Here is a 25,362-nt window from a genome sequence, read left to right as displayed (position 1 = left end):
AATTATGAACATTTAAGCAACTTTTCTCAAGGATAGGTCAAGCGAAACAATTCCCGGAAAATCTTTACACTAATTCTTGTAAATTTGCAGTTTTTATATAGACCCTTTGCTAAGGAAAAAAGGAAGCTAATACAAATATGCATGAAATGACAGCGAGGGTATCCCAGCACTGCATTTCATGCATTTAAATCACAAGACGTTCATTTTATTTGATTCTACGACCATTTCTTCAGTTGGTTCCGAATGATCATGTTTATAATAAGCCATTTTCACTGGAACGAATGATAAGGCAACCGCAGCAATTAGACCAGGTATGGCGAAGGCAATGAAATTCAATTGGATGGGTAGCGAGATGGATAATAAAAATCCGCCGAGTATGGGCCCGAGCATACCGCCAATCCTTCCGATACCAGATGCCACCCCTAGTGCAGTCGATCTTATATTTGGTGGATAGTACTGGGAAACATAGGCTTGTACAAGGTTTTGGGCACCAATGGTACAGGCTCCTGCAACCGCTACCAATGTGTAAATCACGAAGGAGCTTCCGCCCATTCCCAATAACGTCAGACTGACAGCCCCAAGCGCATACATCGGCACAAGCATTTTCTTGGATCCATAACGATCACAAAGTTTAGCGATGATAAGCGTGCCTACGATAGCGCCCCCTTGAAGGACGATCAAGAAACCTAAGCTTGAATTCAGCGCATACCCTGCCTCGATCATTAGCTTTGGAAGCCATGTATTCAATCCATATACCATCAATAGGCACATGAAAAAGGCGATCCAGAACATCAATGTGCTAAGGGCACGGGAATCCTTAAACAATCCAACAATCGGCATAGTGGCTTCTGTTTTTTTCACTTCCACAAGTTCGTCATTGATGTCGAATTTACTTTCCGGACTTACCTTTGATAGTATTCTGATCAGTTCCTCCTTTTTATTACTTCTGATCAGATGCGTCGAAGCCTCTGGTAAACGCTTCATCATGAAGGGTAAAAATAACAATGGTATTCCTGCAAACCAGAATATTGATTCCCAACCTAGTGTCGGCATAACCAGGATACCCAGTATCGGAGCAAGCATCCCTCCGAATGAGTAACCGCATAATACGATTGAAACGACCATGCTCCGCATCGTTTTCGGTGCATAATCCGTCAATAAGGCAATGACGTTCGGCATGATGCCCCCAAGCCCTAATCCCGCTAGAAATCGGAAAGTTGAAAACATCGTAGGCGTATCCGCAAATCCACATAAAAGCGTAAATAAACTAAATAAAATTAGTGTAATCGCGATTACGTTTTTTCTGCCAATCCGATCTGCTAATGTACCAAAGAAGATCGCCCCAAACAACATTCCAAATAGACCGTAGCTGCCCATAGCCCCTGCTTCCACGGAAGTAAGGTTCCATTCCTCCGTCAATAACGGGACGACCGTACCGTAAACGACAAGGTCATAGCCGTCAAAAAGGATAATGATAAAACACCATGCCAGCAATCCAAAATGAAAGCGGTTAAATTTACTGTTGCTAATTACCTCGGTCGTATTAATTTTAGCCATAAAATTTTCTCCTCTCTAGGTGACTGCAGTAATTCCATCCAAATGATAGCGCTTACGTAATCATGTAAAAAATATTCGACTCACATATTTTATACAAATAGTGAACCGAGTTATCTAATTGTTATTATAAATGCTAATTATCTGATATTTCAATAAAAACTTTCGCATATTTTTCATAAAATCTTAATATGTTTTCTGATGCTATCGTTAATTACAAGTTTTGAACATGCGTAAAAACAACAAAAAACCAGTCCCTTATCGGAACTGGTTTCTAATTAGTGAAGTAGGAAGCCGCCATTGCCGTATTCAAGTAAGAAAGTTTTAAACCACCACTCCTCAAAGTGGGTGTTTGCAGAAGCAATCCTGTTGTCCAAGTCAGTGACGAGGCATAACATTCCTGTTTCAATATAAAACTCCCTATTACAGCTTAAAGGTTAAAACTTAATTATCATTACGAACAACGCAGCTTGTATAGTTATAATACCGAAATATCTTCATTCTTGCAAGTTAAATCATTCCCAGACAACAAAAAAATTTCATATTACACATTAAATAGGTGGAGCCAGATTATTCATGCCCAAACGGCAAAACTAACGGCTGCACTCTGATTTATGTTACCGTCCCCCACGTTCATTGATAAATTATTATGTAATAGCATACTTGGGTAAGTAATTTTTAGATAGAATGTGCAAGATAAAATTGGACGGAATTGAAAGTGTTGTCTTGTGAGAATCATCGGTTGCTGAACTCTATAATATATCCTAAATAACATTGGCAAATACATGGAAGGAGTCTATAATATTAACTAACAGATTTGATTGGAGTGACTAGTTATGCTTTCAAACATTGGTTTTCCCGGTTTAATTTTAATACTTCTTTTAGCTTTAATTGTTTTTGGACCGAACAAGCTACCTCAAATCGGACGGGCAGTCGGCACCTCGCTTAGGGAGTTTAAGGATGCAACCAAGGGAATAACAGAAGAAATACAAGAGGAATTCAAGGATGACGTACAAGCTGCAAGAAAAGAATCGATAAAATGAAAAAGACGCCTGCACGCAGCAGGCGTCTTTGATGCGTTTGTGGCGCAGAACCGTCAGGCCACATCCCGACGTTTAGCTAAAAGCATGTTCTTCGACTTACACAAATTAGCTCATCGCTTTATTAATATAACATTAAACTTATTTTATATCAAGTGATTTATTGGACAGCTTGTTAACGGCATCCTTATTACTATTCTATAAACCGCTTGGGGTTTGATCAGAAATATTCTATCGAGTTGTTTATTAAAATACGAATGAGCACCATTAAGCTGTTCTTATAAAAATGTTGAACTTCATTACAAGTTCATCGTCATTTGAGTCAATTGATCCGAGGAAACCGCCACTTGATTGAATGCTTCATTAATTTCGTCGAATATATCATTCAGCTCTGTCATTTCCTTGGTGATTTTAATATTCTGCTTTTTTACAGAAAGCATGTCCTTTGCTATGTCAGTAAAAAATATGCCAGTTTCTTTTCCTTGTTTCGTTCCTTTAGTAATTTCCCCGCTAACCATGGAAATTGATGTGTTCATGACATTGGTAAAATGAGCAATTCCATTAACCAGTTTCACTACTTCCGAAACTGAGTCCTTGGTATTTTCCGACAGCTTCCTTACCTCACCAGCCACAACCGCAAATCCTTTACCATTTTCACCAGCTCTTGCCGCTTCAATCGCTGCGTTCAACGCCAACAAATTCGTTTGCTCTGCAATTGAAGTGATGATCGTGACAATTCGTTCAATTTCCTTTGAAGTATTGGATAGCTGTTCCATATCTTTTGAGATGATCGTCATTTGCTCCTGCGTTTTTACCAATCTTTTCTCTAATCCCTGTAACAGTTCGACTCCCTCTTTTGATTTTCCCTCTGCATGTATCGCAATCTCTGAGCCCTTTTTAGTGAAATCATGAATTTCGACTACCTTATTTGCCATTAATTGAGTTGCTGAACTAGTCTCTTCACTGATTGCTGCCAATTCCTCTGCATTATGATTGACCTGCAGTTTAATCGTTTCTTTTTCTGCTTGGTTTTTTTGGCGAATCTTCTCATTTTCAAGTTCATATGCCTCTAAAACTATTTGCTGCTCCAGATTAAAAATTTTAGTGACAGCCAGAATGTTTTCTTGATATTGCTCAATATTTTTCATATTGGAAATCACATGAATGATTAATGACTGCAATAAATCCTGAAAAGCACTCATATACCATTTTGGCTGCAATCCAATTCGCACATGTACTTGTGCGATAATATAACGTTGTTTAATATACGCATCATCAATGTTCCCGCTAAACATTTCGTACATATGACGATGAAGTGTCTTTTTCAACCTATCAACAGAACTATTGTCTGATATGATTTTCATTAATGAGGGTTCATTTTCTAGATTTTTATAGAAATTTCCTACTATTTGGGTCAAATGTTTCTTCACTTCTTCCTGTAAAGAACGAATTATGCACAAATCCCCCATCGTCAAATGAATCATTTCCACTTGATTCAATACGCTCGGATATTCCCTGATTTTGATACCGACGTGTTCCTTATATTGCATATAGTCCATCGAATCTATCTTTTGTTTACTTCTCCATATACTTTTCATGATTGAATTGCCTCCAATTTTTTCTACCCATATATACTATTTCGACATAAAGTCTGTTAATCTTAATTCACTTTGATAAATTTTCTTCTTACACACAAGACTTATGAACTATTTATGTCCAAATAAAAAAAGACACTCCCAAAGAGTATCTACAGTTTTTTGCTTTTACAAATTTGGACGTTGATTGGAACGTAGGGCACTCGCTTTCCGCGGGCGGTCCGGGAGCCTCCTCGGCGCACTTGCGCCTGTGTGGGGTCTCCCTTGGACTCGCTATTCCCGCAGGAGTCTCGCACACCCGCTCCAATCAACTATGTTTAAAAATTCAGATAGAGCTCCTTTTGTCTACAAACTGAAACACTCCAGAGAGTGTCTTTTTCAATGTTCATTTTCCTGCTGCTGGTTAAGATTCGAGTGTTTACGGGAATAAGTGAAGTAAATGACTACTCCGATAGCCATCCAGATCAAGAACCTCATCCATGTATGACTCCCTAGCTGAACCATCAAGAATACGCAAAAAACGATTGCCAGGCCTGGAACGAGCGGTACAGCCGGACAATAAAAAGCACGTTTCATATCAGGCCTTGTTTTCCGTAACACGATGACCGCAATGGAAATCATCGTAAACGCAGTCAATGTTCCAATGTTGACCAGCTCAGCCAATTCACCAAGCGGTATGAATGCCCCCAATAAGGCCGCTAATAAACCGAATATCCATGAAGCCGCATAAGGTGTTTTATATTTTTTATGAAGTTTTGATAAGGATTTAGGCATCAGACCATCACGTGACATCGCAAACATGATTCGGGTTTGTCCATACAACATAACCAAGATTACCGTTGTCATTCCGAGGAAGGCACCTAGATCGATGATACCTGCAATCCAATTTTGTCCTGCGCTTTGCAATACCAAAGAAATCGGATGGTCAAGAGCCTGGCTGAATTGTGCATACGGTACCACACCAGTCATGATCAAACTTACCGCCATATAAAGCACTACACAAATGACTAATGAACCAAGAATTCCCCGTGGTAAATTCCTACCTGGATTTTTTGTTTCTTCAGCCGCAGATGCAACTGCATCAAAGCCGATGAAGGCAAAGAACATTAATGCGGCAGTTGAAAATACCCCATCGATTCCAAATGGCATGAACGGCTGCCAGTTTTCCGGTTTCACATAATATATAGAAGAAACGATGAACAACAAGACTACCAACACTTTAATAACGACCATTATATTATTGATTCTAGTCGTTTGTTTCGTACCTATGGAAATCAAAAAGGTAATCGCCATGACTATCAAAAAGGCTGGTAAGTTCATATAAGTCGTGACTCCTTCGACCGAACCCGGTGCTGCCGTCAATTTCTCCGGAAAGTTAATTCCGAATCCACTTAAAAATGATTGGAAATAGCCCGACCACCCCGCCGATACGGCACTGACAGCCAATAAGTATTCAAGGATTAAATCCCAGCCGATTATCCAAGCGGCGAATTCACCTAAAGTTGCATAAGCATACGTATAAGTCGAACCGGATACCGGCACGGAAGCTGCAAATTCTGCATAAGAAAGTGCAGCGAATAAACAGGCAAGACCAGCAATGACGAACGATAATGAAAGTGCAGGACCAGCATTCACTGCACCAGTGCCTGTTAGAACGAAAATGCCAGTCCCAATAATCGCTCCAATTCCTAGCATCGTTAAATCCCAAGCTCCCAGTTCTCGTTTCAATCCCTTACCGCCGGAACCTGCGTTTTTCAACAAGTCCTCAATGGACTTCTTTCTAAAAATACTCATGTTCTCTCCTCCATAATTTTATAATTATTCTGAAAACTATAGACAAATAATTTCACTTACCATTTATATCGGAGAAATTTCGACAAATTTCTGCAATTCCTGAATTATCTGACTTTTAAATTATACGTATTAACCTTTTTAACGTCAATGATTTATTATTTTAAAATTCTGTTTTTTTATTTCCTTTGGAAGGCAGGCTTTAACATTCAACAGGTTTATCCATAATTAACAAATAATGATTAACAATTCATTATTTTAATATTAATAAAGTGAGCTATTGGTGTATGTACTGTATTCCATTAATTAATTTTGCAAGAGTTCTAATATTTTTAATCCTATAAAGAATCATTATTTATTTTTCTCTATGTATTATTATGAAATAACACTTCAATATTATTCTGATCATTCATGTACCAATAGTTTGACGGAATCAAAGTACATCACTATACTTATTAAGTCTTAAAAAAAGTACGGGAATTATGCTTAATATTTGAAGAAGGTGACATTCATGGATTTTGAGATTACCTATCTGTCTTTTTATTTAATCCAAGTCGAAGGAAAAGGCGATCAGGCTGATAAACGTTTTAAACATTTCCAAACTCTTGATACTGAAGAATACGAAGAAAGTCCTCTAAAGGATTTTTTGGATGGGGAATTGATGAAGATTTCCAAACGGAAAGTCGACCGTCATCCAAAAACTGAACAAATACCGACGAAAATTGGTTCTTTTATTGTCGAAGAAGGACATGCACTTGATTCCAACCCTAATTACAATGTATTTAACCGTGTTCGATATGCTAAAACAAAACAGGAATTCCAGGAGGAAAATGAACAATTCACTCGGTCTTATATCGATACAAGTGCCGTCCGTGGCGGAGTCTTCATAATCGCATCGGCAAAATTAACGAAATATCTTGATGAACCATTCGTTTTCTTATTAAAATGTGATTTCGAGCCGAAAGTTGCTTCCATATCGGATGAACGGACTTTGATTAGGCACGTTGAAATGGCAATCACCACTAAAAATATGAAATCCATTCAATACCCATACATGCCCGAAGAAGGTATGGTCGAAGAAGGCGAACTGAAGATCCACCAGGCTTCACATGCCCGCTACTTCGAGGACTTCTTGAAATTCGTCGAATATGGCGAATCGATGCCTGAAATCATGAAAAACCAGGTCATCCACATGGTCCATGAGCATGTCTCCGCACAATTCGAAGAAAACAGTGACGAACTGCAGAAATTCGAACAAGACCTGGAAATCTGGGAAACGAGTGAAAAGCGGGAAATTCAGGAACGCCTTGAAACCCACCAGGTCGTCGAAGCCACAGCCCAGATTGTCGAGCATACACCTGAAGCTGAATTACGAATGAAGCTTGGCAGTACATCCATCAAAGGACTGTTAGCCGATTTTGGCGAAAGCATCCATTTAGGAAAAATTAACGGGAAGTATGTATTAATGATAGAATCCAATACAATAGAGTTCGATAAAGGCGTTTCGCCGATTGAATTTCATAGGCCGGATGATTTACAAGTACTAATTGAAAAAATCATAAATAAAAGTTGATGAAAACCGAGTCACAAGAAAATTTGATGATTTGTGACTCGTAACGTGACTCTAGAGTCACACTGTACATGTGTTGTATCCCGATTATGGCGGTCTTTGTGACTGCCTATTTTTTATTTTTCTTCTATTATTACTCCTCCTGGTTTTTATTGGGGGAACTGTATTTCACACCTAATGTAAATTAAGATTTATTAATCACCCTGTTATCACCAAAATAATCCTCAGCAGCTTCGTAATCTTTTGACTCTGAAACCACTGAACTACCCCCTCGGATGTTTCAACGTTGTATGTAAAATATTCACCTGAAGCGGATCCCTCCTTTCATTGCATAATAAAAAGCCGTTCCCTCATTAAGAGACGGCTTGTATTTTGTTGATTTATCGCAAGTTTTCAAGCATTTTTCAACGCATTAACTTCCCTAATCCAAATCTTCTTCTTCTACTTTCAGAATCTTTCCTGTCTTTGCATTTATCTCAACCTCATAAATTCTGTTTTGGTTTGTCAAAATAAAGAATTCGTATACTAAAACACCATGTTCCATATCCATATCAACATGTAGAACTTGGCCAGGCACTCTCTGAAGTGCGATTTCTTGTGCCTGTTGCATGGTTAATCTTTGTCTATATAAAGGCGTTTGATTATTGTAGTAATTATCATACATTGGGAACATTCCCCTCTTTAATAATATATTCAATTTACACTATGCATTTGACCCAAGTTCTGTGAATATATGTTTAGGAACTACAGAAGATTCCCATGTAGTAGTCTTACTACAGATTAAAAAACATAAACAAAAGCCAGCATCAAAATGTTGGCCCTGTTAATAAGTATTATTTTATAAATTAATGAATATCTCTCTTTTTGAACCGTCCTCCACGTACTTCCGCAATATTTGCTATTGCTAAGAAAGATGAAGGGTCAATCTCTTCAACAATAGTAGTTAACTTAGATTCTTCAAGTCTGGTAATTATACAGAAAATAACCTTCTTGTCCTCTCCAGAAAAGGCACCTTCACCATGTAAGTATGTCACACCCCGTCCTAAGCGACTATTGATTGCATCACCTATCTCTCTTGCTTCATCGCTAATTATCCATACTGACTTTGTTTCTTCCATTCCAGTAATAACAATGTCAATGGCTTTAGCAGCTATTACATAAGCTAAGATTGAATACATAGCTCTATCCCATGTGTAAACGAATCCGGCAGAACCAAGTATAAATAGATTGATGAACATAACAATTTCGCCAACAGAAAAAGGCACTTTTTTACTTATTACAATCGAAAGTATTTCTGTACCATCAAGTGCACCACCATTACGAATTACTATTCCTACACCTACACCTAAAAAAATGCCGCCAAAAATTGTAGCAAGAAGGATATCTTCAGTGAAGGGTGGAATAGGATGAAAATATGTTGCAAAAATGGAAAGCATTATAATTCCATATATAGTAGATATAGCAAAAGTTTTTCCGAACTGTTTATATCCCAGGTATACAAATGGTAGATTCAATAGAAAAAGAAAGATTCCTAGTTTTATCCCAGTAATGTGAGAAAGCATAATTGAAATACCTGTAATGCCACCATCAATTACATGGTTGGGAATTAAAAAGATTTCCAATCCCGTGGCCATTAGCAAAGCACCAATTGTAATAAGAATGGTCCGTTGGATAATTATCAAACTAGATAACTTTCTATGCTGCTTTTTTAGTGCTTCCGTCAGAAAAATCACACCTTTTATTCATTTTTTTCTATTATATCCTAATATCAAATCAGGAAAAATAAATTTAAATAAAAGAAGTTCTAACCTACCGCACAGTTTGTTCCTGCTTTAACATTTCATGGATGAATTTTTATGTATACTCATTTTCAAGTGAGGGTAAATAAATGAAAAACAGTTTTAAGTTACTTGTTACACCTGATGAACCCTTTCCAATGCTACTCAGGGAAATAGGAACTCATTATATAACAGATATAAGCATGCCGTACCTAGAAGCATTAATAACACTTAGAAGGCGAGCAACATATCACCAAAAGAGATTGAATAAATGTCTAGATGATCCGTTAATCGATTCCTTAAAACATAACTTATTAAGGAATTTTGATGCTGAATCTGTGTCTGTTTATTAGGACAGGATGTTGCCACTAAAGGATATAATAATGTTTATGTATTTTTTCATTAAAAGTAAAAAAAGATAATTTTATTAAAAAAATCACCAATCATATTGACTGGTGAATTCTAAATCTGTCATTCTGAACCTTTTTTTAGTTTTGAGTTTCCTCCAGTAGATCGATAAATTTCTTCGATTGTCTGTCCCTTCGCCCGTGCAAGGATTTCAATTCTTGCCATTAACTGTTTTTCTGAGTATTTCTTAATATCAGAATGGTATTCCTTTACTTTTTCCCCTTCTCCAATAACGCCCTCTGCATTTAAGGAGATAGAAATTGGTGCCAATTCCTCAAGCTTCTTAACCACCCTGTCAAAAAGATGAGGATGTTCACAAATCAAGCGCTGAAGAAGATATGTTCCATATGCAATATGCCTTGATTCATCTTTTTTTAAGTGGTCAATGCCCTCTAAAAGTCCGGGCATTTTACCCATCTTTTTAAGTCCATCGTAAAATGATTTATATCCAGTTTCCGCCAACACTCCTTCTGCAAACATATTGTACACTGTAGCTGCGTCAGCTATTACCTCAGGGGTTTGTTCATGCCATAGCCGTTCCATTGTTTCGGGGAGAATTTCATAAAATAACTTACGATAGGTTTCAGAATGCAAGTGGGAAAGATCGCCTTTTTCACCAATAGCATTTAACACCAGTCGAAAGAATTCAGTATGTTTAGCTTCATCACATAAAAAGGTTGTAAGGAACATCTCTTCTTCCAATCTACCTTCTTTCGCAATCACCCTAAGCAATGGGAGTAAGTCAAGAGTAACCGCCTCTTCCCCTCCTTGAAATTGAGCGAGAAGTTTCAGCACCCAGTCTTTTTCTTTAACAGATAGTGTTTTCCAGTCCTCTTGATCCTGTGAGAAATTGATATCCTGGGGATTCCAAATTCCAAACTTTTTTGCCTTTTGATACAACTGGTAGGGATATGAATCTTCCATCAAACCCTCCGAGCTCGTCGTTAAGAGTTTCTTTCTCAAGTATAGTCCTCCTTCGAATTATACATTTACCATTTTATGCAAAAAGGGAATCATACGTATGGACAAATTCAGGACTGATGCAAAAATTAAAATAAAAGAGAATAACGGGCTCTGCACTAATGGGTATTGCACTCTATAAGAAGTAATAAAACTAATTAATAAATCAATAGTCGCCTCTCATACCACTTTTTCAAATTGTTAAAAATGTGTTCATTATGCAATATTTTTTGCTCAACACAAAGATCGTATAAGAAAACCTGAGGAGATGGAAATTCAGGAACGCTTTTAGACCCACCAAGTCACCGAAGCCACGGCCCAGTTAGTCGAGCATACACCTGAAGCAGAATTGGCATGAAGCTTGGCAGTTTTAATCACTGTAACGTAAGATTAAGATATAGAAAAATGAAATAAACAAATTAGGAACCGATTAGAATTGGCTTTTGCAAAGGTAATGGAGAGATTCCGAAGCTCTCCTTCCCTGCTTGTTCAATAATAGGGCAATAATTATTTTTGCTTTTTCTATTGGTTAACGCCATTATGCGGAATGGAAATAGTATCTAAGATCATAAGGAATTAAATTACATTTTCTATTGACTAAACATTCATTCAATAATAAAACAAAACTGAAAATTCAGTGAAAAATGGAGGGGTTGCATTGGATTTACATTTCGAGATTACTGGCAAGGGTCGTCCTGTTGTTCTTATTCATGGTGGTGGGACTGATTTGAGGCAATGGACATTTTTAGCATCTCTTTTATCTAAGGATTACAAAGTTATTGCTTTTGATGGCCGTGGTGCCGGTAAATCACCATCCCCTATAAAACATGTAAACTATGTAGACGAAGTACTGGCACTAATGAATTACCTGGAACTTCATCAGGCAACGATTATTGGCCATTCCATGGGCGGGCAGATTGCAACTGATTTCGCTCTTAATTTCCCTGAAAGAGTATCGAAACTTTTGTTAATTGCTCCTTCTTTAACTGGTTTTCCCTATTCAAAGGAGTTTGAACAATATCATGACAGAATATTGGAAAGTGCACCCAATATAGATAAGATGTTAGAGCTTGCCCTTCAATCACCAACATATCAGGTGGTAATCGATAGTCCGCACAAAGATCTCATTGTTCAAATGCTCAGGCATCATTTTGAGCGCATGCTTAAGTGGCCCGCTGATTTCTGCATGAAATGGCCACAGCCGCCAGCAATAGGACGATTAGAAGCATTGAACGCCGAAACCTTATTTTTTATCGGCAAAAAGGACTTGGCGGATAACTTCCGAGTTGCCGATCGTTTCCGTAAGGTTCCAAACATCGGATTCATCGAAATAAAGGATGCGGATCATATGCTGCCCCTCACCCATTCTGAAGTTTTATATGAAGAATTCACTGCTTTTATGGAGGATTGAAAATAAAATGCCACGTACAACCTGAAGAAAATGACCGTATTCGCCAAGCATCAAAAGAAAATATTCGTACTGCAGCCATGGAGTTATTTATGAAACAAGGATATTACGCTACTTCCATAAGCGAGATAGCCAATCAGGCGGGCATTTCGAAAGGGTTACTCTATAACTATTACAAAGGAAAAGAAGAACTGCTTTCTGAAATGGTTGAAGCCAGAATCAGGGAAGTGGTGGAAGTCATGAAAGTAGCGTTCGCCTTAAATACACCTCGTGAACAGCTTGAATATAATCAATCGTGCCATTGATAATATCCACCAAAAACCGGAAATCCATCGCTTCTATCTACACCTTCAAACTCAGCCAGAGTCAGATGAAGAGCTGATAAAATACAGTCATCTCATTATTGAAGAAAATGCTAGACAATTTGAGTTTCAATGTAAAATATTTGAAAGTATGGGTGAAAAGGAACCAAGGAAACGATCGTTATATTTTTCATCTGTGCTACAAGGTATTATGTTGATGATATCCACCTATCAACAAGGGTTTCCGGTAGAAGAAATAAAGAACCAGATTATAAGGGAGTTTTGTAGCTAGTCTACCGTTTTAATAGGTCATATCCTGAATAAAGATTAAATGAGGAACTTCCACAATCGAGCGCTTAAAATATAGTAAAAAGGTTCTTCAACAAAAAAAAATCCCCATGATTATCTTTAGACCTTATATTATGCCTGAAGTTCAAACAATTAATAGCTGACTTCTTTGTGATCATCGGATGATTCCGTTAAAAATCTCTTCAGAAACCTATCTGAAGAGATTTTAAGTTTATTTGATAATTGAAGTCGTTAATCTCTGCCCATCTATTCTACTAACATTATACCGTCGGCAATCGGGCGTTCACCTGCTGCATCAGAGGGTCTTGTGACTCGCCCATCCCCAACTGTCATGGTCGTCGATCCGCCGCCGTCTAGATTGATGGCATCGATTGCCCCAAATGATTTCATGATTTTCGCACTTTCTTCAAAATTAGCTCCCACACTCCATCCGGGTGCGCGTCCATCGATGGTGACAAATAATAGATTGCCATTTTCTTTGATTCCTGCAAGCGTTCTAGGATTACGGCGCTCCCCAAAACGATAATAAAACCCAGGGTCTTCTTCCCAGTGAAAGCCTTCCTCTACGGCATTAATGGAAATTTCCCCTTTTTCCATTAAACGAGGACCTCCATTAATCATGCTGGTGGTTTGGTCTAATTTTAATAGCTTTGCATCCCCGATGATTTCACTCTTCACCTGAATCTTCATCCCTTGTCGGGCATGGTCACGAAGCCACTCTGCTGCCTCCCCTGTTCCCGCTAGAACAGAACCACTGCCCGGAATGACTCCTCCGCGATGGTTACGAATTACCGTCACTTCTCCGGCATGATTTACGACTACTTCCACACCGTCGCCCGATTCTGTCTTTCCTCCAAATACGGACGTATATTGGATAAGCTCACTTTCATCATTACAAGTAAAATCATGTTTCGCCCGTTCTGTTGTCGTATCTCCTCCAACACCGCCACAATTGCGGATTAATCCTGGCTTCCGATTTACCCCATCCACTTCCCTGACCGCACCATCAGATGACGTAGCCTGAATTGACGTTGAAACGGACGCAATGTTTGCCTTCTCTTCAACAGAAGATAAAATTAGAGCTGAACGGCCATTTATAGCCTCACTGACAAGCTGACCTTTGCTGACGAATATACCGGCAAGATCGCCTGGTGTTCCATCCTTCTCTCCTACAACAAAGTATCCGGCATTAACTCCTGCAATGGCATCATTTCTGTCAGCGATTTTGGTCAATGTTTCTTTCCCTGTCACTGTATCATTTGCCAATTCAGGTTCCACATGCCCTTGAAATCGATCCTGATCCACTTCAAGGACGTTCACTACCCATGGTCCTGTTGTTTTCTCTCCGTCTTCTCCCGTATACACAGTCCGTAGACCCGAATATCCCTTTTCCGATAACTTGTTTCTCATTTCGGCTGCATCCGCTTCCAGCTGATATTGGCCGATGCGGACAATGTATCCAAGTGGACCTTTTTCCCCATCATCCATGGCCCGATCCGCTTCTCTTATGATACGAGCTTTTTTGAAACCATCTCTCTTTAAATTCCCCAACAATATCTTTGCCTGCTTCTTTGTTTTTACAAATGCCACATCCACTGTGAAGTAGTCTTTAGAAGATGCTTCACCACGATGGATATTGGTATACGTCACTCCTGGTGCTGGATTCATGGAAGTTCTTTGCTCAATCAAATTGGGTGTTCCTAACGGAAGCACATGATTCTTCACATGTAATTGAGCATTCAATTCTGCATGAACTGGAGTTTCTGGAATGGCATTTACAATCATCACAGATGCTAGACTAATAGTGGCGATAGGCAAAATGGGCTTTTTCCATAATTTTTTCATTTTTTCCTCCAATAAAGTTATGTCCTGCTTTAACTTTATTGGAGGAATATGATGGAAAATTAAAAAGACTATTATATTTCAGTCAATTTTAAGTGAACAAAAATGAGCATAAATACTCGATAAATATTACAATTCATATTTGTGAAAGGATAACTTTTAGGACATCTTTACTTTGATAACTTAAATAACAATGTTTCCTTTGAAGAAAAATGTAATAGATGTACGAAGAGCCTTTCGGGCTTTCCATTTAGGTAGAGTTGTCTGTAATAAGTTAAGTGTATCAATGACCAAAAAATTTTCCTGTGGTTAACGAAAACAACTCAGAGTTTTGATTTATTTTTTGAGATAAATTCATTCATTTACTTCTTGCCTCATTTGCGAAAGATTCGATCGAAAAATGTTTTCTTTTTCTCAGGAGGCACAGGAAGATAGAAACGATTCTTATTTGTTACTTTAAGATAAGGCGTTAAGATGTCAGTCTTCTCCTCTACAGAAATTGCGGTATTAAGCTGTTCTTCAATTTTCGCAAAATGTTTCGCTGTCGAGCCTTTTGGCGTATAGACAAAACGGCCATCTGGGAAATTTTGTGATTCAACTGTTTCTTTTTCAGTATATGCATGTACAGATGGTCGTGCCCAAAAAACACTTTTCCGCACCACACGTGCAGGACTTCCTGCAGCTGCTACATTTGATGGGATGGATTTTGCCACTAGTGACTTTGCACCTAAAATTGAACCTGTACCTACTTCTACTCCTTTTAGAATCATGACGTCCTGTCCAATCCAAATGTGGTCACCTAAGTACACACTCTTTGTTGGATTTATCCGTTTTTGAGTTGTTACATCGTAGATCAAATGTGGATCTGCCAAACGAACGACTACACCACTTGAAAACATATTATCATCACCGATGAATAGATTCTTTTGCTCAGAGAGAATAAATCTCGCTAAACCATTAAATGAATAGTTGCGACCAAGGAAAAATGTATTATCATTCCAAACACTGACGCTCATTGTTGCATTGCGATTTGATTTCCCAATGATTATGAGCGAGTTGTTGCCATTAAAATTTAGCGTTGCATTTTTAAATTCAGCTCCGCGTTCAATGATTAACCGATTTCCTTTACCCCAAAATTTGATTTTACTATTCACAAACGAAATCTCATCTTCGGTATTTCCTATAAAGTGTATTTCATTATTTGTTTCCGGTTTATGCAAGATGTTAGAAATGCTTTCCATGCTGTCCATACCCACTTTCAAAGTGTTAAAAACGCTTTCATTATACATCATTTTTAGCTCACCACAAAGACCGCATAAGAAAATCTGAGGAACTGTGAAGTTGAAGCCTTCGGATTTCCGAAAAAGGGTAATTGAATTAAGGGTTGTAAATCACCATGAACAATTGCTGGTAGATAGTCGTGAAGTTACAGAAATGGTTGGGAAACGTCATGACTATTTAAATTGAGATATTAAAGGATACGTAAAGGTTTTTTTAGAGTTGTCCGTCAACAACTAACCTTTTTCGCTTCTGATAAGCTTTCACAGCTGCTTTCGTTTCCTCACCTTAAATCTATCATCAGCTCGATATTTAAATTATTGGAGTATTCACTTTTAATGAATGCTATTATTCATACAAAAAAAGCCCTCATTTTAAGGGCTTTTTTGCTAAGCTAATTGCATTTAAGCATTATATTCTATTACATTTCATATATTTTATCCAAATAATTTTGCAAAGGTATTTTCACCGGCGATCCCGTCTGCAGATAATCCATTAGCCCTTTGAAATGCCTTCACCGCTATTTCCGTTCCGATTCCAAAGATACCATCTATTCCATGTGGATTATGCCCTTCCAAATAAAGTGCAGCTTGAAGGATATAAGTGATATTCCCTTCCGCCCCTTCCCTAACATTAGGTGAAGCTGCTTTTGTTAGGGGCCCCCATATTCCATCAACATTAACCTTTGCACCATATTGTTTATTCAATTCGGTTTGAAAACCCTTGATCAGCGCTTTTTTAGTATTGGGACCATAATAACCATCAACATCTATTTTTGCATTATACCTGCTATTTAATGTCCTTTGAATGGACTTGATAGTTTGATTGCCGCTGTCCTTTGCTGGCGTATCTTTTACTATGACTTCGGATTCGACTTGTGTAGCTGGTGGAATGGTTCCATTCACTTTTGATACCAGTCTAGGCTTCACTCCGGCATTTAACTGCGAATAAGTCAGTCCGCCCGTCATATCCAAGTGCGGATAGTCTTTAAAGCTTGACCAATCCCCTCCCCATGAAAAGCCCAAGGATTTACCAATTGCCGCTACCCGTTTCCATTTTGTATCAACCGTCCATATTGCATTCTTTCCATCATCGCTGACGATGAAATAATCAATGGCTAGTCCAAAGTTATGGTAAGATTGACCTGGCTTCGCGTTGGTCACTCTCGGTTTCGATAAATCACTATAGTTTTTACCATCGTAGAAATATCCTAGGCGACCTTGACCGTATAGCTTTGCTTGCTCATCCATAGATCGATAACCTGCGCTGATTTGCACGAAAATTCCTTCTTGGTATGCCCGTTTAACCATTTCCAATGCTGATTCTTTTACGACTGGATGAATTCCGCTGCCCATATTCTTTTCTGAACGATCCAATAAAGTTTCTAATTTAACTGTCAATTTTATCACCTCCTAATATGTTATGGTGCCAATTAGGAAATGCTTGTACACCTACCTTGACGTTACAAAAATAACGCCCTTTTATGAGGACCTAGTATAGGTTCATGGTTCTTAAATAAAAAAAGCACAACCCTAAATGGGGCTGTGCTTTTAATCTATTATAAAGGCATATTTTGATCTTCTTTATCTTTACCGATTACCCTTATCAACTCATCCAGCTTTTCATTTCTTTCTTGGTCTAATCTTGTCTTTGCATTGATGAATTTAATTATCTTAATTATGAAATAAACACTTAATACAATAAGTCCCAAATAGAACAAAATCGGTATGATTGCAAAAAGCCCTATTAAACTACTGGCTTGATCCATAAATAATTCCTCCCAAATGTAAAATATAGTATTATTATACAGGAAAAATAAAGAAGGCGTCCGATATTGATTTATTATTTAAATAATTATTTTGCGAAAAAAAACTGAAGATAGCCACATTTTAATGATCTCCAAATAGGCATCAGAAATTTCTTAAAGATGGGGTGAATCCATATTGAAGGATTTGAATCAGAAAAAGGGAGAAGTTTAAATTACCATTATAAAAACCCCCATCTTATCTATTCAAATATAGACATAAATTAGGGTTATATATTTTTTGTAGCGTTTCTATCACGATTATAAAATAGATAAATTGAATTAAAGAACTTCATATGATCAGTACATACTTCTCTAACCCCCACTTATCTTTGCTCTCTACATAATGTTTTCTAAAAAGAAGTTACACTCTAGAACAGTGGAATGAATCACATCATGGCCATATATTTCGTTCTAATTAAAAAAATCCCTTGTGGATTCCCTATACATAACCCTTTTATAATTAGGCTTTGCAAAGGCTAATTATAAAGGAACGTTGTCGGCCTTTTCCGGGTATAAGAAGTTCGTGTATACGTAAATTTAAGAGTTTCCTAAAGTATTGGAACTCCACGAAGTGTATCAATCTCCCCCCGATTCCAAGTCATTTTAAGCAAGTAAATTTATCTTACTGCCTTTGTAAATCAGTAGATTAATGTTTATTTCATGCTTATTAATAGATCTTATATGATGGTTTGAGGAGATAATGGGTTCCCTCATACTCACTGACCAGCAAATGTGAGTCTATGAAAACCGATCATTACTTACAATGGTACAAGGATGACAGAACTTTTAAGGTAAATAGATGCTTAGACAATTCAGTTCAAGTAAATCCTGGTGAAGTTAAAGATAAGTTCCTCCGATTTAGTACTAAAGTGTAATTCTTTAATTCGAATAAGGTTAGTGTTAACATATAGTAAGTATATCTTCTAATGAAGGAGCTAATTATGAATCCCAATATTTTATTGCGTAATAATGTAAAGTTTAAAGGAAGTGGTACACGACCAATGATATTTGCTCCAGGTTTTGGTTGTGATCAAAATGTCTGGCAATCAGTTGCAAAAGACTTTGAAGATGAATACCAAATTATCCTATTTGACTATGTTGGGTCAGGTAATTCAGATATACAGGCATATAACGTGGAAAGATACAGTACTCTTGAAGGGTATGCACAAGACGTACTTGATGTTTGTTCCGCATTAGACCTAAAAGATGCTATATTTGTCGGACACTCTGTTGGATGTGTGATTGGCATGCTGGCGTCAATTAAACATCCTGAATATTTTTCTAAACTTGTTCTGGTTGGTCCTTCTCCTTGCTACCTGAATCTGCCTAATGATTATTACGGGGGATTCGAAAAAGAACAACTTTTAGGATTGATTGATATGATGGACAAAAATTATATAGGCTGGGCAACCGCCTTTGCTGGAACGGTAATGAATAATCCAGATCGGCCAGAGCTTAAACGGGATCTAGAGAATCGTTTTTGCTCTACTGATCCTATTATCGCTCGACAATTTGCGGAGGTTACCTTTTTTGCAGACAACCGTAAAGACTTACCAAAAGTAAAAGTACCATCACTCATTTTGCAATGTTCAGAAGATGTTATTGCTCCGTCAGCAGTAGGAGAATATATTCATAAGCATCTTCCTGATAGTACATTGAAAGTGATGAAAGCAACAGGACACTGTCCACATATGAGTCATCCTGAAGAGACGATATTCTTAATTAGACAGTTTTTGGATGAATTTCCGACAAACGATTTATAGATAGAGATGGGTGTGAATTTTTGTGAATGAACAACTGAATGAGGCACCCTGCGGATATTTAACTTTATCAGAAGAAGATGATATTTTATCCGTTAATCAAACCTTACTTAAATTATTGGGGTATAATCTCGATCAATTGCAAGGGCAGCATATTAATTTTATCCTTTCGGCTTCTGCTATACTCTTTCATCAGCTTTATCTGGTTCCTCTGATCAAGTTAGAAAATCACATTGAGGAAATATACATATCCTTAAAGTCTGAAGACGATGAAGAAATACCTGTGTTACTAAACGCTGTTCAAAGAGAGCGTGATGGAAGAACTATTATTGAGTGTGTGGTGATTCCAATGCGAAAAAGAAACGAATTAGAAAATGAGCTTCTTATAGCGAAAAAAGAGGCAGTGACAGCTCTAAATTCTATGAATAAGGCTTATTCTGATTTAGAGAATGCTCATGAAACGATGAAAGTTCAAAAGGATAAACTTAGTGAATTAAACGAAAAAAACGAAAAATACAAAGTAGATACAGAAAGAGAAATGGATCTTGCTAAAAAAATCCAAGAGACACTATTAACTGTTCCTATTAGTAATGAACATCTTGAAATTCAAGCGTATTATAAAGGTTCCAATCAATTATCAGGTGATCTATATGGATTTTATCAAATTGACGCCCAACGGTATGGACTTATCCTACTTGATGTGATGGGGCACGGTCTTTCTTCAGCTCTCATAACCATGTCACTTCATTCCATATTTCAGAGATTAATTTTAAAAGGTTCTGAAGTGAAAACTGTGATGAAGGAATTAGATGATCACCTTCATTCTTTATTCAAAAACACAAGTGAAACTTGGCATTACTGCACAGCCGTCTACCTTCTAATCGATACTGATAAGAGAGAAATTAATTATATCAATGCAGGCCATCCTTCCGTTCTTTTACAGGATATAAACGGAAAACAATATCAGTTGCGTTCTAATCGGCCTCCACTCGGGATGTTTGAAGAAATTATTTTTAAAACAAATACCCTTACATACAATAAGGACAGTAAGTTGTGCCTTTATACAGATGGAGTAGAAGAACCTCTAGGTTCAGACCGTTTATGCTCATTGTTAAAGACCTATTCGGCTGCCCCTTTATCTACACTTAAGGAGGAAATTATACAATCGCTTAGAAATGAAGAGGACACTGACCAACGTAAAGATGACCAAAGTCTTATTTTGGTTAAACTAAAATAAGACTTTCGGGTTGTGCTATCCGTTACATAAACTGCTGTTCAATTTCTTGGGACTTCAGGTAGTAGATACTAATTTAGTTGGTTCGAAAACCGAGAGTCTTAATGGACCAGTTTTGTAATTGTCATAAAATAAAACAAATGAGGAGCTATTTATTTTGGATAGCTTCTATTTTTTATGCAAAATAACTATCAAAAACCAATCCAAAAATCATCCAGCTACCAGCACACTTTCAATTTGATCTAACCAGCTTTTCATTAATTTTGTAGATCCATTCGTTTCTTCACTCGCTTCTCATTTAAACATGCGGCTCACTCGTTTGGCAGAAGAAAGGGAAATCCCACTGGAAAGATTATTGGATAAATCCGTCGAACTGTTACTTGAATATATGGAAGACAATGAATTGATCAATGACCATGTTAAATTAAACAATGTTGAAGCGATTAATAAAAATAATGAAATCATTCAGCAAAGCAGGCAGATCCTTAAGAAAGACTAGCTTAAAAACACTCAGCCAACATGGTTGAGTGTTTTTTTCATCTTTATATATTTCAGCGCAATTCCACTAATATATACCACGCATGTCCAAATAAAAAAGGCAGCCACTAGGCCTGCCTCTGTTGAACAACTTATGTCCAGGCATTCATTTAGTGATTAATAAAAACGGCGCCTGTTTTTTTTGCATTTGCACTTACATTTACAACGCTTTCCAGGAAACCATACTGTACTTGGGTCATTGTTCTCAAAACATTTTTCTTCATAACAACAATTTATCTCCATCCTAACACCCTCCTTACTATTGTATATGCATGGACTGATGGAAGGTGTGGACAAGTTGCTAAAAGTTTAGACTGAATGCAAATCAATTCATTTTCCATGATTCTGGACAATTTCCAATGTATGTGGAAGCAAACTGAAATCTCCCCAAGTTTTATGGCCAGGAATAACAATCTTCGCATCATTATAAACATACATTAAATTCTTCATCGCATTTGGCAAAGCTTCCATGTTAGCTTCATCAATGATTCCAGAATTCTTTTGTTCAAGCGCGAATATCATATCACCAAATAATAAGGCCATTCGCACCGACCTTATTACCTTGGATTTCCGTATGTTGTATGAACCCATACATCCTTTTTTATTTGAGTTAATATTATTGATCCATCTTCACTCGTTAATACCGTTTTTTTTGATTTGGTCACATGAGCTGAAGCCGGTGTCGAAATGTTTAGTAATAAAAGACAAAAACTTGCTAACACGATTATTAAAAATCCTTTTTTTAACTTTCATATAATTCTTCTTTTCTATACTATATTTATAGAATTATATACACTTCCAAATTTTAGTTTAAATATATATGACCTCTCAACGATTAGACCATAATATAGTTATGTAAACAATTACTTATCAAATTGAATATTATAGATTAATCAAAATTTAACGGAAGACTTCAACATCAAGTATTTAACGACGCAGGCAGAAAATGATGATTGCGAACACCGCAATTTTGTAGTTCACAGAGTTTAGCCATCTGGCGAAAGTTATTGACAATGATTATCATTACCATTAATATATTGATGTAGTCACTGAAAATGAATATCATTATTAATTAGACATTTTTTGGTATGTTTTTAACCTACTCTATAATTAATAAGGAGCAAAATCAGAATGAAAAAGCTATTCATCCCCTTCCTACTCTTGTTCGTACTTATTCTTAGTGCTTGCGGGAACAAAGAGACAGCGAACGATAATAATGCATCCAAGACTAAAAAAGAAACAGTTACATATCAATCAGAAACTGGCCCTATTGAGATTCCTAAAAAACCAAAAAGAATAATTGCTCTCTCTAATGGACCTAATGTATTGGCTTTAGAAGGTAATGTCGTTGGGATAGACCAATGGACTAATATGAATCCCCTTTTTAAAGAAAGACTAAAGGGAGTGGAAGTCGTATCAGAAGATAACCTCGAGAAAATCATTGAACTGGAACCGGATCTAATCATAGCGGGATCCGAAATGAAAAATATTGGAAAGCTAAATGAAATTTCCCCAACTGTAGTATTCACTTGGGGAAAATTAGATTATTTATCACAGCAAATAGAAATCGGAAAACTCTTAAATAAAGAAAAGGAAGCAAAAGAATGGGTTAATGATTTCGAAACGCGTGCAGAATCCGCAGGAAAAGCGATACGTGCAAAAATTGGTGAAGATGCAACCGTTTCTGTGATTGAAAATGATGCTAAGGAGTTTTATGTATTTGGAAATAATTATGCCCGCGGAACTGAAATATTGTATCAAGCAATGGATTTGAAAATGCCTGAAAAAGTAAAAGAAAAGGCACTTAAATCCGGCATTTATGTACTCTCATCTGAAGTGCTTCCTGAGTATACTGGAGATTATATTATCTTTAGTAAAAACCCAGATGTGGTTAACTCATTTGTGGAGACCGAAACGTGGAAAAATATACCTGCTGTTAAAAACGATCGTATATTTGAAATAAATAGTAAAGCATCCACCTACAGTGATCCAATCACTTTAGAGCATCTTCTGAAATTTTTCGAAAAATCATTTCTTGACAAATAATATGCAAAAAGGAATTCTTTAAATGAGAATTCCTTTTTTAATGTGTTTTAAACTTGTATCTTCGAAAAAACAAAAAGCACTTTTGCCTAAAAGGCAATCAAGTGCTAAATATAAATTCTAGCTAATCTTCATATCAACAATGTAAAGACCATTGCGTTAAGGTCATACTCTTAAGGTATTCTTCTAAAATGCTCTTATCATATTCAGATTCAGGTAAAATACCAAAACGAGTATATTCCCAATTAACCCTTCTTTCGTGATCATCTGCATCCGATAGATCATCATAATCATAGTCAACCTTAAATTTCCCTGTACTTTCTAAAGTAAAAGTTAAATTAGTCCATTGTTCTTGATTATTATTTTTAAATTCATCTGATAAATCTTTTAAAACCTTTATTAACCTCCGCCATGTATCTCTATACTCCCTTCTACTAATACTATGTAATTCAGGGATATCATGGCTATATATGAGTGTATCATTAATATTAGAGCGATAGAAAAAGAACGCAGTCCCTGTCCCCTCAGTAATTTCTCCATACAAAATTACTTTACTCCATTCTTCTGGAATCATCTCATTTACAGTTTGAGCTATATTCTGATAATAATCATTTAGTTTTGATTCATTCAATTTTTTATCCCCCTGCTCTATTTTCAAATGTTCTTAGTAGTTTTTAACAACAGCCCGTACCAAAAGTTATAATCTGTATACGTAGGAATAAAGAAGGTGATAACTGGTTTTACCAGTTATCACCTTCATAAACAAACGAAATTATTAATATGCTAAAAGTTCTATTGTAAATCTTGAAGTACGTAACACAGACAAATCCATAGGTTTATTACATGTTTAAAATAATTTTATAAATTCTTCTCTATTTATTAGGATTTTATTATCTGTACACAGATAATCATGAAGAACTGATTCCATTCTCTCAATTTCATCTACTTTGAGAAAACTGGTTTCAACTGCACTATTTAAAAAGATTGTGATACTATCTGCATGAATACCTTCCAGTGATTGTGGTAAATATTTTACTTTTTCTAAATTAAAAGCTTCCCAAGATGTATAAGCAACAGCATCAACTAGTAGTGACCATAGTCTAGCAATATTCATTTCTTCTTCTTCCTCAGCAAATTCTGAGATTCCTGTATAGTCTGCATTATCAATAAGCTCATACAGTTCATCCCCAGTTACAGCATGGGATTCTACCCATAACCAACATTTATCCAATGCTTCTCTCCCTTCTGGATATCTTTCATCGTCTTTACTGATAACAGAAAATACTCTTTCAGCAACAGTTAATACAAAGCCCACTTTTACTTCACTTTGTATATTATCAAATAATTTATTTTCCATAAGTTCCTCCTTATATTTATTCGATTTTCCCATCTTTTAAAACAAAAGAGAGCAAACCATTGGTTTTAACACTGTCATTAATCTCCAAAGTTACGACTATTGTTAGGTTGGGATATTTCTTGCTAGCTTGATAAAATATACCACTTTTTTCAATTGGATAGGGTTTCAGTAATCCTTTACTGCACTTATTACAAACACCTCTCGGATTAGATTGGTGAATTCTTAAAGTTCCTGTAATATCGCTTGGTTCGATTCCTGCTTTTTTGACGACAGAATCAAATTCATTTAAAACTCCTTCTTCAGCATGTCTTGTGAACTGTGCTAATTTAGGGTTTTTTAAATGATCATACGGGGCCCTAATATCCCTATTAGGTAAGATTTCTTCTAATGAAGGTAACCCTGCTTCTTTACTTACTTCTGGAGATCCTCCTTTAAAAGTTAAATCTTCAAGTCCTTTGATATCTGTTCTACCCACAGCTATTGTATTACTCTCAGGAACATTCCACTTTTTCCTTAATTCATCCAAATCAACTTTGCCAACCTCTATCCTATTTCCAGTACTACTAAGGTTCTTTGTTTCACCCGTACCCTTAGAAATACTCTCCCCTGAAGCAGCCTCTACTTTGCTATCCTTAACCGTAAATTTCTGATAGGCTTCCTTAATTGTCTGCTTTTCCATTACAACTTGGGGAAGGTTTGGTCCTCCTGCGAGGGAAACTTGTTCCACACTTATGCGTTTAGGAATTTCCTTTTTACCTAGTTCTTCACCTATATTTTTTAACGTGGTTT

At 36.8% G+C, this 25,362-nt stretch carries 21 protein-coding genes, 1 other RNA gene and 3 pseudogenes; 9 read left to right on the top strand and 16 right to left on the bottom strand.

The window, feature by feature from the left end; genetic code table 11:
* Positions 1 to 189 precede the first annotated feature (189 nt).
* Both ACWF5P_RS22695 and ssrS read right to left on the bottom strand, forming a co-directional pair.
* The gene (locus tag ACWF5P_RS22695; protein WP_452445321.1) at positions 190 to 1,557 is read right to left on the bottom strand and encodes an MFS transporter; all 1,368 of its coding nucleotides are present in this window, start codon (positions 1,555 to 1,557) and stop codon (positions 190 to 192) included.
* 284 nt (positions 1,558 to 1,841) lie between these two features.
* Positions 1,842 to 2,029, bottom strand: a non-coding RNA gene (gene ssrS, locus ACWF5P_RS22690) — 6S RNA.
* Between the two features lie 361 nt (positions 2,030 to 2,390).
* On the opposite strand from ssrS, the gene tatA reads away from it, so the two are divergent.
* Complete coding sequence (tatA, locus tag ACWF5P_RS22685; protein ID WP_101222064.1) at positions 2,391 to 2,597, top strand: twin-arginine translocase TatA/TatE family subunit; 207 nt, start codon at positions 2,391 to 2,393, stop codon at positions 2,595 to 2,597.
* Between the two features lie 296 nt (positions 2,598 to 2,893).
* Here tatA and ACWF5P_RS22680 read toward each other — a convergent pair whose 3' ends face one another.
* Entirely contained in the window at positions 2,894 to 4,192 is a 1,299-nt protein-coding gene (locus ACWF5P_RS22680) for a protoglobin domain-containing protein (RefSeq protein WP_452445320.1), read from the bottom strand.
* 375 nt (positions 4,193 to 4,567) lie between these two features.
* Complete coding sequence (locus tag ACWF5P_RS22675; RefSeq protein WP_452445319.1) at positions 4,568 to 5,983, bottom strand: amino acid permease; 1,416 nt, start codon at positions 5,981 to 5,983, stop codon at positions 4,568 to 4,570.
* 508 nt (positions 5,984 to 6,491) lie between these two features.
* Here ACWF5P_RS22675 and ACWF5P_RS22670 point away from each other — a divergent pair.
* Positions 6,492 to 7,553 (top strand): DUF3900 domain-containing protein, encoded by a 1,062-nt coding sequence (locus ACWF5P_RS22670; protein ID WP_452445318.1) that lies wholly within the window; start codon positions 6,492 to 6,494, stop codon positions 7,551 to 7,553.
* 418 nt (positions 7,554 to 7,971) lie between these two features.
* Here ACWF5P_RS22670 and ACWF5P_RS22665 read toward each other — a convergent pair whose 3' ends face one another.
* The 3 genes from ACWF5P_RS22665 to ACWF5P_RS22655 form a co-directional block, all read right to left on the bottom strand.
* Positions 7,972 to 8,214 (bottom strand): PepSY domain-containing protein, encoded by a 243-nt coding sequence (locus tag ACWF5P_RS22665; RefSeq protein WP_230176337.1) that lies wholly within the window; start codon positions 8,212 to 8,214, stop codon positions 7,972 to 7,974.
* Positions 8,215 to 8,395: 181 nt separating this feature from the next.
* Positions 8,396 to 9,274: a YitT family protein gene (locus tag ACWF5P_RS22660; protein WP_434169660.1), complete on the bottom strand. Its 879-nt coding sequence runs from the start codon at positions 9,272 to 9,274 to the stop codon at positions 8,396 to 8,398.
* A 525-nt stretch (positions 9,275 to 9,799) separates the two neighbouring features.
* Positions 9,800 to 10,699: a R2-like ligand-binding oxidase gene (locus tag ACWF5P_RS22655; RefSeq protein WP_434169520.1), complete on the bottom strand. Its 900-nt coding sequence runs from the start codon at positions 10,697 to 10,699 to the stop codon at positions 9,800 to 9,802.
* A 259-nt stretch (positions 10,700 to 10,958) separates the two neighbouring features.
* Here ACWF5P_RS22655 and ACWF5P_RS22650 point away from each other — a divergent pair.
* The 3 genes and pseudogenes from ACWF5P_RS22650 to ACWF5P_RS22640 all read left to right on the top strand — a co-directional run.
* Positions 10,959 to 11,048 (top strand): annotated as a pseudogene (locus tag ACWF5P_RS22650) (DUF3898 domain-containing protein); the annotation flags it as partial.
* Between the two features lie 306 nt (positions 11,049 to 11,354).
* A complete protein-coding gene (locus ACWF5P_RS22645; RefSeq protein WP_434169519.1) occupies positions 11,355 to 12,107 on the top strand; it encodes an alpha/beta fold hydrolase in 753 nt (250 codons plus the stop codon).
* A gap of 7 nt (positions 12,108 to 12,114) precedes the next feature.
* Positions 12,115 to 12,698, top strand: a pseudogene (locus tag ACWF5P_RS22640) (TetR/AcrR family transcriptional regulator).
* Between the two features lie 263 nt (positions 12,699 to 12,961).
* On the opposite strand, the gene ACWF5P_RS22635 reads toward ACWF5P_RS22640, so the two are convergent.
* From ACWF5P_RS22635 to ACWF5P_RS22615, 5 genes and pseudogenes are all read right to left on the bottom strand, one after another.
* Positions 12,962 to 14,560: a phosphodiester glycosidase family protein gene (locus ACWF5P_RS22635; protein ID WP_434169518.1), complete on the bottom strand. Its 1,599-nt coding sequence runs from the start codon at positions 14,558 to 14,560 to the stop codon at positions 12,962 to 12,964.
* A 371-nt stretch (positions 14,561 to 14,931) separates the two neighbouring features.
* Entirely contained in the window at positions 14,932 to 15,849 is a 918-nt protein-coding gene (locus ACWF5P_RS22630) for an acyltransferase (RefSeq protein ID WP_427572529.1), read from the bottom strand.
* A gap of 202 nt (positions 15,850 to 16,051) precedes the next feature.
* A pseudogene (locus tag ACWF5P_RS22625) lies at positions 16,052 to 16,117 on the bottom strand (peptidoglycan-binding domain-containing protein); the annotation flags it as partial.
* A gap of 155 nt (positions 16,118 to 16,272) precedes the next feature.
* Positions 16,273 to 17,235: a peptidoglycan-binding protein gene (locus ACWF5P_RS22620; protein ID WP_434169517.1), complete on the bottom strand. Its 963-nt coding sequence runs from the start codon at positions 17,233 to 17,235 to the stop codon at positions 16,273 to 16,275.
* Between the two features lie 158 nt (positions 17,236 to 17,393).
* The gene (locus tag ACWF5P_RS22615; protein ID WP_101221994.1) at positions 17,394 to 17,603 is read right to left on the bottom strand and encodes a hypothetical protein; all 210 of its coding nucleotides are present in this window, start codon (positions 17,601 to 17,603) and stop codon (positions 17,394 to 17,396) included.
* A 980-nt stretch (positions 17,604 to 18,583) separates the two neighbouring features.
* Between ACWF5P_RS22615 and ACWF5P_RS22610 the strand changes: the two genes are divergently transcribed.
* From ACWF5P_RS22610 to ACWF5P_RS22600, 3 genes are all read left to right on the top strand, one after another.
* Positions 18,584 to 19,405 carry an alpha/beta fold hydrolase gene (locus tag ACWF5P_RS22610; protein WP_101221993.1) on the top strand — a complete coding sequence of 274 codons (822 nt, stop codon included), beginning with the start codon at positions 18,584 to 18,586 and terminating at the stop codon, positions 19,403 to 19,405.
* 22 nt (positions 19,406 to 19,427) lie between these two features.
* A complete protein-coding gene (locus ACWF5P_RS22605) occupies positions 19,428 to 20,639 on the top strand; it encodes a SpoIIE family protein phosphatase (RefSeq protein WP_434169516.1) in 1,212 nt (403 codons plus the stop codon).
* Positions 20,640 to 20,955: 316 nt separating this feature from the next.
* Positions 20,956 to 21,135: a hypothetical protein gene (locus ACWF5P_RS22600; protein WP_434169515.1), complete on the top strand. Its 180-nt coding sequence runs from the start codon at positions 20,956 to 20,958 to the stop codon at positions 21,133 to 21,135.
* Positions 21,136 to 21,503: 368 nt separating this feature from the next.
* Here the strand turns inward: ACWF5P_RS22600 and ACWF5P_RS22595 are convergent, their stop codons facing one another.
* Positions 21,504 to 21,716, bottom strand: a complete 213-nt coding sequence (locus ACWF5P_RS22595) for a hypothetical protein (RefSeq protein WP_434169514.1) — start codon at positions 21,714 to 21,716, stop codon at positions 21,504 to 21,506.
* Between the two features lie 588 nt (positions 21,717 to 22,304).
* Between ACWF5P_RS22595 and ACWF5P_RS22590 the strand changes: the two genes are divergently transcribed.
* Positions 22,305 to 23,219: an ABC transporter substrate-binding protein gene (locus ACWF5P_RS22590; protein WP_434169513.1), complete on the top strand. Its 915-nt coding sequence runs from the start codon at positions 22,305 to 22,307 to the stop codon at positions 23,217 to 23,219.
* A gap of 133 nt (positions 23,220 to 23,352) precedes the next feature.
* Here the strand turns inward: ACWF5P_RS22590 and ACWF5P_RS22585 are convergent, their stop codons facing one another.
* From ACWF5P_RS22585 to ACWF5P_RS22575, 3 genes are all read right to left on the bottom strand, one after another.
* The gene (locus ACWF5P_RS22585) at positions 23,353 to 23,847 is read right to left on the bottom strand and encodes an immunity protein YezG family protein (RefSeq protein ID WP_434169512.1); all 495 of its coding nucleotides are present in this window, start codon (positions 23,845 to 23,847) and stop codon (positions 23,353 to 23,355) included.
* A gap of 216 nt (positions 23,848 to 24,063) precedes the next feature.
* Positions 24,064 to 24,573, bottom strand: coding sequence for an Imm6 family immunity protein (locus ACWF5P_RS22580; RefSeq protein WP_434169511.1), 510 nt, complete (start codon positions 24,571 to 24,573; stop codon positions 24,064 to 24,066).
* A 16-nt stretch (positions 24,574 to 24,589) separates the two neighbouring features.
* Positions 24,590 to 25,300: a hypothetical protein gene (locus ACWF5P_RS22575; protein ID WP_434169510.1), complete on the bottom strand. Its 711-nt coding sequence runs from the start codon at positions 25,298 to 25,300 to the stop codon at positions 24,590 to 24,592.
* Positions 25,301 to 25,362 lie beyond the last annotated feature (62 nt).

Source organism: Peribacillus sp. NPDC055009 (assembly GCF_053608705.1).
This window is presented reverse-complemented; position numbering and strand designations above follow the sequence as displayed.